The organism is Paenibacillus methanolicus (assembly GCF_008124765.1).
Lineage (GTDB): Bacteria > Bacillota > Bacilli > Paenibacillales > Paenibacillaceae > Paenibacillus_Z > Paenibacillus_Z methanolicus.
Genome location: NZ_VNHS01000011.1, coordinates 65665 through 77940, shown reverse-complemented (window position 1 = coordinate 77940; position 12276 = coordinate 65665). Strand labels below are relative to the sequence as shown.

Below are 12276 nucleotides of genomic sequence, written 5' to 3'. Positions count from 1 at the left end.
ATTCGGTTGTACATACGCCGGGCCGGCTACGACGCGGCGAGACTCTCCTCCGCCTTGTTCGGCCAATACAGCTCGGCGGTCAGCCCGCCTTGCTCGCGCCGCATAATGCGCAAGCCCGCCTCGGCGCCGAACTGCAGCTGCATCCGCTGGCGGGTGTTCCATAGCGCGCAGCCCTTGTCCTCGGTCGGCGGCATCGAGATCTGTTGCTGCAGCTGGGCGAGCTGTTCTTCGGTAACGCCGACGCCATCGTCTTCGACGGTGATGACGTTGTACCGGTCGTTGCGCGCGCCGGCGACGCGGATCATCCCGCAGCCCGCGGGCTCGATGCCGTGCAGCACGGCGTTCTCGACGAGCGGCTGCAGAATGAGGCGCGGAAGCTCCAGTTCCCGCATCGTCTCCGGGATGTCGATCTCGTATTGCAAATCCTGGACCTTGATCGCTTGGATCGCCAGATAGCTGCCGACCAGATCCAGCTCCTCGCGCAGCTCGGCGCTCATCCGCTCGGAGCGGGTCGTGTACCGGTAATATTTGCTCAGGTGCATAGCCAACTCCATGACCGTCTCCTTCTCGCCGAGCCGGGCGAGGCTGCGGATGAGCGTAAAGCAGTTGTACAGGAAGTGCGGGTTGATCTGCGACTGCAGCTGCTTCAGATTCGCGTCCCGCGAACGGATCGTCTCCAGATAGACGTTCTGGATGAGCTGCTCGATCTGCCGCGCCATGTCGTTGAAGCTGACGAGCAGGAAGTGGAACTCGTTGTTCGGGTGGAACACGTTCAGCGTCGGGTAGTCGCCGCGCTTCAGCTTCCGCACGCCGCGCACGAGCTCGCGGATCGGCACCTGCACGTTCGTATACAGGAAATACGCGCCGATCGTGCTGCCGACGAGCAGGAAGAAAATCGCCCCATAGAACAGGTAGCTGTTCAGCGTGATCGGCCGAACGACGTCTTGGATCGGCAGGTAGTCGACCAAATAAAGGCCGAGCTCCCGCATCCAGACGCAGCTGACCGCGTATTCGCTGCCGGTCACGGCGAAGCGGGTGAACGGCTTCTTGGACAGCTGGCCGAGGTCGAGCGAGGCGGTCAACTCCCGCTGCAGGTCCCGGTTCGCGCTGTTCGACGCGATCACCTCGCCCTCGGAGGTGATGAAGAACGGGTCGCCTTTGCCGCCGGCCTTGAACCGGTCGAGCGACTTCACGAGCTCCGTCGCGGGGAAGCTCATCTCGACGATGAGCGTCGCTTGGGGCAGGGGCGCATCGAACGGCTCGGTAATATAGCGGACGAACCGAGGCTGCTTCCGGAAGTACGCGTGCACGTCGGTCGTGTAATTCCACACCCGAGAGAAGCCCCGGTCCAGCACGGCCGGATCGTACTGCAGCGAAGCGTTCGAGGAGACGAACGTCTTCGTGTCGGGCGCGTAAATGCTGAGCGTCGTATCCCACGTGGAGGAGGCGATAAGCAGCTTCAGCTTGTCGTCGATGCGCAGCTTCTCGGCGGTCTGTTCGTAGAGGCTCGCGATCTCGATGAACTCCAGCGCACGCACGTTAATGTCCTCGCTGATGACGAGGCCGCTCTTGGACAGCTGCAGCGCGACGTTGTCGGTCTGGGCGGCGAAGAAGCCGAGGTCCTTGTACATCGATTTCTCGACCTCGTCGGAGACGACCTGCAGGCTTGTCTTATACGAGAACCAGTACAGCCCGATGATCGGGATGACCAGCATGAGGATCAGGCCGACGATTTTTGTAAACGTATTCATACGCAAAGTGAACGTGGCGCATCGCCTCCGGATGAAGGGATCAGGAAACAAAATTTCGGGCATCGTTCCAAAATTATTGGCGCAGACGCGCTATTTTTGCCATTGCTATACTTACTATTGCAGGATGACGGCGCAGATGTCAATCCGCAATAAAGAGTGGAGAGGGTATGGGCATGAGTACGACAACGGAGGCGCTTACGCCGGTTAGAAGCGGCGTTAAGGCCAAGGCGGGGAGCTTTCTCCGGCGGACGTGGCCGCTGCACCTGATGCTGCTGCCGGCCGTGATTTTGCAATTTCTGTTCGGTTATTTGCCGCTCGGGGGTCTCGTAATCGCGTTCAAGGATTTCAAGCCGTACGACGGCATTTGGGGATCGAAATGGGTGGGACTGGAACACTTCAAGTTCATGTTCGAGTATCCCGACAGCAAACAGGTCATCATCAATACGGCGCTCATCGCCGGGTTCAAAATCGTCTGCAGCATCATCGTGCCGTTCGTGTTCGCGCTGTTGCTGAACGAAGTTCGGCGCAGTTCGGTCAAGCGGACCGTGCAGACGCTCGTCTATTTGCCGTATTTCATCTCCTGGGTGTTCCTGGGCGGCATCTTGAACGACATGCTCGCTTCGGACGGCATCGTGAACAGCGTGCTGAAGAGCTGGTTCGGCCTCGAGCCGATTCTGTTCCTCGGCGACGGCACCTGGTTCCGCATCGTCGTCGTCGTGAGCGACGTCTGGCAGCAGTTCGGCTTCGGCACGATCGTCTATTTGGCGGCGCTGGCGGGGGTCAACCCGTCGCTATACGAAGCGGCCGAGGTGGACGGGGCGACGCGCTGGCAGCAGACGCTGCACGTGACGATTCCGTCGCTGGCGCCGATCGTCATCGTGGTCGGGACGCTCGCGCTCGGCAACATTTTGAACGCCGGCTTCGACCAGATTTTCAACCTGTACAACCCGCTCGTGTACGACAAGGGCGATATTATCGACACGTTCGTGTACCGCACCGGCATTTTGAACGGCCAGTACAGCTTCGGCACAGCGGTCGGCATTTTCAAATCGGTCGTCGGGTTCGTGCTCATTGTGATCGGCTACCGGATCGCATACAAGCTGGCGGACTACAAAATTTTCTAAGGGGCGGGCGTCATGTATTACAAATCGACAAGCTACCGGTTGTTCACGGGGTTGAACTATTTCATTCTGCTGGTGGCCTCCGTGCTGTGCGTGCTGCCGATCGTGCATATTCTCGCCGTCAGCTTCAGCGCCAGCGCCGCCGCCAACGCGCATCTGGTGGGGCTGTGGCCGGTCGACTTCAACATGGAGTCGTATACCAAGACGATGAACAACCCGAACTTCGGGCGAGCCTTCCTCGTGGCGATCGAGCGGACGCTGCTCGGCACGTTCATTACGATGGCCGTCATCACGCTGGCGGGGTACGCGCTGTCCAAGGAGAACGCGGCGTTCAAGAGCCGCAACGCGTACGCGTGGTATTTCGTGTTCACGATGCTGTTCACGGGCGGGGTCATTCCGTCGTATATCGTCGTGCGCAACCTCCATCTGATGGACACGCTGTGGGCGCTCGTGCTGCCGGGGGCGGTGCAGGTGTTCAACATGATCCTGCTCATGAACTTCTTCAAGGCGACGCCGAAGGAACTGGAGGAAGCGGCGTTCATGGACGGGGCCGGGCACTTCACGATTCTGTTCCGCGTCTACCTGCCGCTGGCGATGCCGGCGATCGCGACGCTGTCGCTGTTCTCGATCGTGGGCAATTGGAATGCCTGGTTCGACGGGTTGTTGTATATTAACGATTACCGGAACTATCCGCTCGCCACCTTCCTGCAGACGATCATCGTCCAGCAGGATTTCAGCAAGCTGAATCCGGACGTGAACGAGCTGAAGAACATTTCGCAGCGCACGGTGAAGGCGGCCCAAATTTTCATCGGGATTCTGCCGGTGCTGCTCGTCTATCCGCTGCTTCAGGGGTATTTCGTCAAAGGGATCGTGCTCGGCGCGGTGAAAGAATAGGCTGCCGGGGATTCGCTTGGGCTAGACGGAGAAACGGAAAAAGATAACAAATTGGCATCGTCCTCGAAATCGTGGTATTTCGGACGGGACCCAAACGGATTTATAGTGTTCGTGGGAGAAGTCGGTAAGCGTTCTCACAGTTCTCAAACAACGTATCGGGGGGATACACAACATGGTTTTCAGATGGCAGCGGATGTTGAGCGTATCGCTGGTGGCGGCTTTGTCGCTGAGCCTGGCGGCATGCGCGGGCAACAACAACGGCGGCAACGAGCCGGCGAATAACGGAGGGAATAGCGGCGGCAATGCGGGCGCGGAGGCGAATGCGGGGAGCGGCGAAGCGGCATCGAACGCGAACGTGGACGAGACCGGCTGGGACGGCAAGAAATACGCGGAGCCGGTCACGCTGACGACGGTCAAAGGCGTCGGCACGAATTATTACTTCAAATCCGGCGAAACGATGGAGAACAACGTCCTGCAGAAATACATGAAGGACAACCTGGGCATCGACGTCAAGTACGACTGGATCGTGACGGACACGAACGACGCGTACAAAACAAAGCTGCGCCTCATGCTCTCCTCCGGGGAGAAAATGCCGGACGTCATCACGTACCGCGGCGACATGGAGACGGTCAACATGCTGATCGACTCCGGCCAGTTCATGGACGTAGGCGAACTGTTCGACAAGTACGCGGGCGAGGCGTACAAAACGGGCGTGGCGCTCAATCCGGACACGTGGCTGCCGGTGACGCGCGACGGCCAGCGGATGGCGCTGCCGGTGCTGGATTACGCGTACAACGACGACATGCTGCTGTGGCTGCGCCAAGACTGGATGGACAAACTCGGCCTGCAGGCGCCGAAGACGGTCGCGGATTTCGAGGCGATCATGGACGCGTTCGTGAACAAGGACCCGGACGGCAACGGCAAGTCGGATACGATCGGCCTCGCGACCGGCTTCAAGAATACGTATCTCGGCTGGATGAGCGACATCTCTTGGTTGTTCGGCGCGTATGGCACGCTGCCGGGCCAATGGAACAAAGGCGCGGACGGCGCGCTGTCGTACGGCTCGGTCGACCCGGCGGCGAAGCAGGCGCTGTCGACGCTGAAGACGTGGATGGACAAAGGCTATATCTCCAAAGATTCCGGCATCAAGGACGAAGTGTCCGGTTCCGAGCTGTTCACGAAGGGCCAGGCGGGCGCGATCGTCGGCCGCAACTGGTTGCCGGATTGGCCGTTCGGCGATCTGCTGAACAACGTGCCGGGCGCGAAATACAAAGGCTATCCGCTACCGGCGGGTCCGGACGGCAAGATCGGCGCGCAGAGCGGCAACCCGTCGGTTAACGGCTGGATGCTCATCAACAAGGACGCGAAGAACCCGGAAGCGCTCCTGCGCTACTACAACTTCTTCTTCGAGAACTGGGCGAACCCGCAAGCGGGCAGCGAGTTCGAGAACGGCTTCGCGGAAGGCTACGACTGGGCGAAGCTGCCGGACGGCACGATCACGAAGGACCCGGCCAAGGACCCGGATTTGTTCCCGGACTACGCGGACCGCACGCATTTGGTCGAACCGATCTACTACTCGCTGACGTTCGAAGGCGCGCGCATCCCGTCGCTGTACGCGGATACGATGATTAAGCTGGCCAGCGGCGGCACGCCGGAGACGCCGTACGAGAAGCAGACGGCCGGCGTTCGCAAGCCGGAGAACATTGAAGCGATGAAGATCGTACTCGACCAGAAGGACATCCGGATGAAGAACTACTTCCAAGGGCCGCTGACCGAGACGATGAAGCAGAAGAACGAGCTGCTGAACAAACTGATTAACCAGGCGTACTCCAAGATTATTTACGGCCAATCGCCGATCGACGAGTTCGACACGATGGTCGCGAACTGGAAGAAGTCCGGCGGCGATCAGATCACGACGGAAGTCAACGAGTGGTTCCAATCGGCATCTGGCAAGTAAGAGGCTGAGCGGAGGGGATGGTGCGGGGCGGCTAGCGGCTAGCTGGCTGGCATCGTTTGACTTAAGCTCGGCTCGACTAAATTCGCCTAGCTTGGGTCCGGTAAGCTTACGGCAGGCCAAGTCGTACTGCTAACAACATGTACGCCGGAAGCACACCATCGGCACGTCGTCACCAGGGAAGGAACGCTGCAGCACAAGAGATTGTGGCGTTCCTTTTTTGCGCCTCAACCTAACGGGCGGCAAAGTTTTTCTTCATTAATATATGTAAGCGGATACAAGCCTCGGAGGCAGTCAAGGTAAACGCGGAGCGTACGATAAGATTCGCAATGAACCGTAACGATCCGCAACAAATCGCAAGCGAACCGAAACGACATCCATCGGACAGAAGGAGCGATCACGAGATATGGCAAATCATGCGGGTAAGAAAAGACGGCAATGGACGGCGCTGCTGCTTAGCGCGGCGCTCATGACGGGACCGGCCGCGATGGGCTGGGCGGCGGACCCGGGAGCGGGCGCGACCGGCCAAGGCGCCTCGGATACCGCCGGAGCAACGACGGCCGGCAGCGCGGGAGGCCCGACTTTCCGCGACATCGCGGGCAATTGGAGCGAGAAGCAGATCGCGAAGTGGGCGACGCTCGGCCTCGCGACCGGCAGCGACGGGAATTTCCGTCCCAACGACGGCGTCAGCCGCGCGGAATTCGCCAAGCTGCTCAATACGCTGTTCGGCTTCCGGGCGAAGGCGGCCGCCGCGTTCGGCGACGTGGCGGCGACCAAGGGGTACGCGGATACGGTCGCGGTCGCGAAGCAGGCGGGGTATATCGCCGGATATCCGGACGGCCAGTTCAAGCCGGAACAAGTCGTCACCCGGCAAGAAGCGGCCAAGATGGCGGCGGCGCTCTTCCCGCTGAAGGCCGTATCGGCGGATACGCTCGCCGCGTTCGCCGACCAGGCGCAAATTAGCGCGTTCGCGAAGGAGCCGATGGCGGCCCTCGTGGAGGGCGGCTACCTGAAGGGTTTCGCCGACGGCACGATCCGTCCGCTCGCCCCGATCTCCAGAGCGGAAGCGGTCGTCCTTCTGGATCGCCTTGCGGGCGAAATCGCGAACCAGCCTTCTCAACGGACCGGCCTCCATCTCCCGGGCGGATTGTTCATCAGCAGCCCGGACGTGACGATCGGGGAGAGTACAATCGACGGCAGCGTCATCCTCGCGCCTGGCATCGGCGAAGGCGACGTCACGCTCGATGGGGTCGAAATTGCCGGCACGCTGGTCATTAGCGGCGGGGGCGCCAACTCCGTGCATATTCGAAATTCGCAAATCGGCACGCTTATCGTCGACAAACAGGACGGGGCGGTGCGCGTCGTGCTCGAAGGGGACACGTCCGTTGGCCAACTGGATGTCGCGAGCGGCGCCAAAGTCGAAGTCGGCGCGGATGCGTCCGTCGACAAGTTAACCATTACGGACGGCGCGGACGGCACCAACCTGCAAGTGAAAGGCACGATCGGCGAGCTGCAATCGAAGACGGACGGCGCCAAGCTTAACGATCAGCCGGTGCAAAAGGGCGGCGGCTACGAAGTCAATAAAGGCGAGGTCAAGACCGCTCCGCCTCAGGGGAACACCGGCAACGCTGGCAATCCCAACAACAACGGCAATCCCGGGAACAATGGCAACCCGGGCAATGGCGGCGGTCAGACGCCGACGCCGCCGGCGCTCGCGGCCGACACGACCGACAATGTGGTCGGCAAAGACTTGACCATCACCTTCCCCGACAACGTCCAGTGGCGCGCGGCGATCACGAAGGTGAAGCTGGGAGCGAAGGAGCTCGCCCCTGCGCAGTATACCATCGCAGCCGGCCAGATCACGATTGCCGCCGCTGCGGTAACGGAGAAGGGCAGCCTAGCGGTCACGATCTCGGCCAGCGGCTATCCCGACGCGACGCTCGCGCAGCCGGTCGGGCAATGGGACCTCGTCTGGAACGACGAATTCGACGGCGGCACGGGCGGCAATTTCGATACGAACGGCGTCGACAAGTCCAAGTGGGGCTACCAGAACGGCACGGGCGCGGAGTACGGTCTGGACGGCTGGGGCAACGGCGAGCAGCAGTATTACACGAAGGACAACATCGAAGTCAAAGACGGCAAGCTGGTCATCACGGCCAAGAAGGAGACGATGTCCGGCAAACCGTACACGTCCGGCCGGCTGTGGACGTCGCCGACGTACAGCAAGGCGTACGGCAAATTCGAGGCGCGCATGAAGCTGCCGGAAGGCCAAGGCTTGTGGCCGGCGTTTTGGATGATGCCCAAAGACAGCGAGTACGGCGTATGGGCGTCCTCCGGCGAGCTCGATATTATGGAAGCGCGCGGCCGGCTGCCGCACGAGGTAGGCGGCACGATCCATTACGGCAAGCCGTGGCCGAACAACAAGGCGACCGGCAGCTCGTACGCGTTCCCCGAGGGCGAATCCATCACGGGTTACCATACGTACGGCGTCGAGTGGGAGCCGGGCGAGATCCGCTGGTACGTGGACGGGAAGCTGTATCAGACGCTGAACAACTGGAACAGCCAAGGGGCGGATCAGCCGGACCAATACGCCTATCCGGCGCCGTTCGATAAGCCGTTCTATATGATCTTGAACCTGGCGGTCGGCGGCCAATACGACGGCAACCGTCTCCCGAACGACTCGATGCTCCCGGCGACGATGGAGGTCGACTACGTGCGGGCGTACGAATTGACGGGCAAGCCGTACCGCGCGCCGATCGAGCCGCAGACGGAGAAGGAGCCGATTCCGGCCAACGCCAAGGCGGCGATCGACGGCAGCTATATTTACGATCCGGCCTATACGAAAGGGCTCAAAGATATTGCCGCGCTGGACCAGACGCTCGATCCGCTCTACTGGAACTTCCTGCACGCGCCGGATTTCGGCGGGGCGGGCAGCGGAACGATCGAGACGCTGGACGGCAAGCCGTTCGCGAAAGCGACGGTTCAAAGTCCGGGCAACGCGGTGCATGCGCTGCAGCTGATCCAATATGCGACGTTGGTCAAAGGCCGCGCGTACAAACTGAGCTTCGACGCCAAAGCTTCGGCGAACCGCACGATCGCGGCTAAGCTAGGCGGCGATGCCGACAACGGCTGGGGCGCGTATTCCGATCAATTCCAGGTGGCGCTCGGCACGGACGTGAAGCATTATGAGTACCGCTTCCAGATGACGAACGAGACGGACCTTGCGGCGCGGCTGGAGCTGAATCTCGGTCTGAACGCGAATACGGTCTGGATCGGCGGCGTCCGGTTGGAGGAAGTCGAGAGCGCCGAGGAACCGAATGGCCCCAAAGCGCCGCTGGCGGACGGCAACCACGTCTACAACGGCACGTTCGATCTCGGCACGATGGACCGCATGAAGTATTGGAACGTCCAGACGGCAAGCGCGCCGGTTAGCGCCGCCGCGAGCGTGAATGCGGAGCGACGCGCGTTGGAGGTCGCAATCGCAAGCGGCGGAACGGATCCGAAGGCGGTTACGGTCACGCAAAAAGGCATCAATTTGCTGCAAACCGATACGTATCAGCTCACCTTCGACGCCAAGGCAGAAGCGGCCTGTACGATCGGCGTCCGATTCGTCAGTAAGGACGGAGCTACCCAATACGGCGCGAAGACCAACATCGCCCTCGGCGCCGACGCGTCCAGCCAGACGTTCATGTTCACGATGCCGGCGCAAGTAACGGATACCGAAGGCCAGCTCGTCTTCGACTTAGGCGGCAGCAACGCCGACGTCGCGCTCGACAACGTGAAGCTGATCCGCACGACGAACAACAACGTCGATTACGGCGGCGTCAATCTGTTCCCGCTCGTCAACGGCGACTTCTCCGGCGGCTTGTCCGGCTGGGAGCCGTTCACGCAAGGCGCGTCCGCGCAATTCGGCGCCGAAGGCGGGGTGGCCAAAGTCGCCGTCGCCAGCGTCGGTACCGAGGCATGGAACGTCATGCTGAACCAGTCCGGTCTGGAGTTGAAGAAAGGATTGACCTACAACCTCTCCTTCGAAGCGAAAGCTTCGGTCGCCCGCGATATCGAAGCGGCGCTCGAGGATGCGGGATACAACCGCCACTTCTACTCCGGGTCGCTCGCGATCGGCAACGAATGGAAGACGTTCTCGTACACCGTCAAACCGACGGCCGACGCGAATCTTGCGCTTAAGCTGCTGCTTGGCAAGACGGCGCAAAGTCCGGCGGGCGCGCACGACGTCTTCTTCCGCAACATGGTGCTGGAAGTGAAGGACGCGCCGGTCAAACGCCCGCCGCTGCTGCTGGCGGATACGACCGATAACCGGCTGGGCCAACCGGTCGGGCTGACGTTCGCGGATAACGCGGCTTGGCGAGATGCGATCGCGTCGGTCAGCGTGGACGGCCAGGCCCTGGCGGCGGAGCAGTATACGGTCCAGTCGGGGGTCCTTCAGCTCAAAAGCGGCGCGTTCGCGACGGAAGGCGCCCATACCGTGACGGTGAAAGCAGCCGGCTACGGCGACGCGTCGGTCAAACAAAGCCTGATCGCCAGCGACGGCAACCTGCTGCGCAACGGCAGCTTCGCCGGGGGCAAGGACGGCTGGACGCACTGGGCGGGCGACGGCGGCGTGTCGGAGTTCGATGCGGCTGGCGGCGCGGCGAAAGTATCGATCCATTATCACGGCGGCATCCATGAGCAGTGGAAGGTTCCGATCAGCTGGTCGACGCAGCTCGTACAGGAGGGCGTGAAGCTGGAAGCGGGCAAGACGTACGAGCTGAGCTTCAAGGCGTCGGCGACGAAGAGCCGTCCGATTATGGTCGAGTTCACCAAGTTCAACAACGACCAGAAGACGGCATTTGCGATCAAGGAAACCGCCGCGGTGTACCGGACGACGATTCAACCCGCTGCTCCGGTCGCCTTCGACCTGAAGTTTTTGCTGGGCAATGTCGTTGACGGCGTGAACGCGACGCCGAGCGAGCCGCATGTCATCACGCTCGACGACGTTCTGCTGAAGGAAGTAAAGGCCGCGCCTGCGATGATCGCCGATAGCACGGACAACAAGGTCGGCAGCCCGATCGAGCTGACGTTCGCCGACGCGCCTGCTTGGCGCGAAGCGATCACGGCCATCACGGTGAACGGCGCAGCCGTGCCAAGCGAGCAAGCCATCGTCGAAGCGGGGCGCATCCGGCTGGCGGCAGACTCGTTCCCGGCGATGGGCGCGTACAAGATCGGCATCGAAGCGGAAGGCTACGGCATCGTCGGCCTGACGCAGGACGTGAAGACGAACGCGCCTAACGTGGCGCTCGGCAAGACGGCGACCGCTTCGACCGCCGGGCAGCCGGCCGCTAGCGCCGTGGACGGCAACGGCGCAACCCGCTGGGAATCGGCTGCGGCCGATCCGCAGTGGATCAGCGTCGATCTAGGGAAGGTCTATAAGCTCGACGCGGTCGTCTTGAACTGGGAAGGCGCATACGGCAAAACGTATAAGCTCCAGGCCGCGACGACGGCCGCGCCGGTCGAGGCGGATTGGACGGACGTCTATGCGGAAGCAGCCGGCAACGGCGGGATCGACACGATTGCGCTGGGCGATTCCGAGGCGCGGCATTTACGGCTGACGGGAACAGCTAGAGGCACGACGTACGGCTACTCGCTATGGGAGCTTGAAGCCTACGGCGTACCGGCTGACGGCGGAGCGGACCCGGGCGAAGAAGAGCCGGCGCCGCTTGATCCGCCGGCGCTCTCGGCCGATGCGTCGCAGAACAAGGTCGGCCAGGACATGACGCTGACGTTCCCGGCGAACGCCGCTTGGACCGGCGCCGTGAACGGCGTCAGCGTGGAAGGACGAGCGCTCGCGAAGGATGCCGAGTATTTGCTAGCGGACGGCAGCCTGACCATTCGCGCGTCCGTGTTCGACGCGGCAGGCAGCTACACGGTGAGCGTAAGCGCGCCAGGCTACAAGCCATCCGAGACCGAGCAGATCGTCGCGGCGACAGACGCCAACCTGGCGCTGGGCAAGAGCGTAACCGTATCGAGCGAGAACGCGCCGTTCGCGCCGGGACTGCTGACCGACGGACGGGCTGACACGCGCTGGGAAGCGAATTGGCAGGCGAACAACGCGGCGGAGTGGGTCGTGATCGATCTGGGCGCCGAGCAGGCGATCGAGAAGTTGAAGCTGCTCTGGGAGCGCGCTTACGCGTCGGCGCTGCTCGTGCAGGTCGCGGCCGATGGAGCCGATGCGACCGCGGGCAGCGACGATTGGCAGACCGTCGCGACGCTCGACCGGACGCTCGACGAGAGCGGCTTCGCGGAGACGGTCGACCTCGGCGCGCAAGAGGTCCATGGCCGTTATGTCCGTCTCTATATGACAGGCCGAGGCTTTGCGCCGTATGGCCCTTCTATGTACGAAGTCGAAGTCTATTAACCGGACGACTAGCCCTTCTACAAGCATCCCTTTGCTGCCGCTGCGGCAGAGGGATGCTTTTTGCTTTTCATTAGGGAATAAAAGGATATCTGCCTTAGGGGATCGAAATGAATAAGGCCGTTAATCGTTAATCGAATGAACAAC

The 12276-nt window shown here is 61.7% G+C and carries 5 protein-coding genes; 4 read left to right on the top strand and 1 reads right to left on the bottom strand.

Annotation, left to right across the window (positions count from 1 at the left end; genetic code table 11):
- Positions 1-26: 26 nt before the first annotated feature.
- Positions 27-1751: a sensor histidine kinase gene (locus BCM02_RS26375; RefSeq protein WP_187434419.1), complete on the bottom strand. Its 1725-nt coding sequence runs from the start codon at positions 1749-1751 to the stop codon at positions 27-29.
- A 173-nt stretch (positions 1752-1924) separates the two neighbouring features.
- Between BCM02_RS26375 and BCM02_RS26370 the strand changes: the two genes are divergently transcribed.
- The 4 genes from BCM02_RS26370 to BCM02_RS26355 all read left to right on the top strand — a co-directional run bounded on the left by BCM02_RS26370 (position 1925) and on the right by BCM02_RS26355 (position 12132).
- On the top strand, positions 1925-2875 hold the full coding sequence (locus BCM02_RS26370) for an ABC transporter permease (protein ID WP_148932136.1): 951 nt from the start codon (positions 1925-1927) through the stop codon (positions 2873-2875).
- 12 nt (positions 2876-2887) lie between these two features.
- Positions 2888-3766 (top strand): carbohydrate ABC transporter permease, encoded by an 879-nt coding sequence (locus tag BCM02_RS26365; protein WP_148932135.1) that lies wholly within the window; start codon positions 2888-2890, stop codon positions 3764-3766.
- A gap of 172 nt (positions 3767-3938) precedes the next feature.
- Complete coding sequence (locus BCM02_RS26360) at positions 3939-5723, top strand: extracellular solute-binding protein (protein WP_187434418.1); 1785 nt, start codon at positions 3939-3941, stop codon at positions 5721-5723.
- A 403-nt stretch (positions 5724-6126) separates the two neighbouring features.
- Positions 6127-12132, top strand: a complete 6006-nt coding sequence (locus BCM02_RS26355; RefSeq protein ID WP_148932134.1) for a hemoblobin-interacting domain-containing protein — start codon at positions 6127-6129, stop codon at positions 12130-12132.
- Positions 12133-12276: the final 144 nt, after the last annotated feature.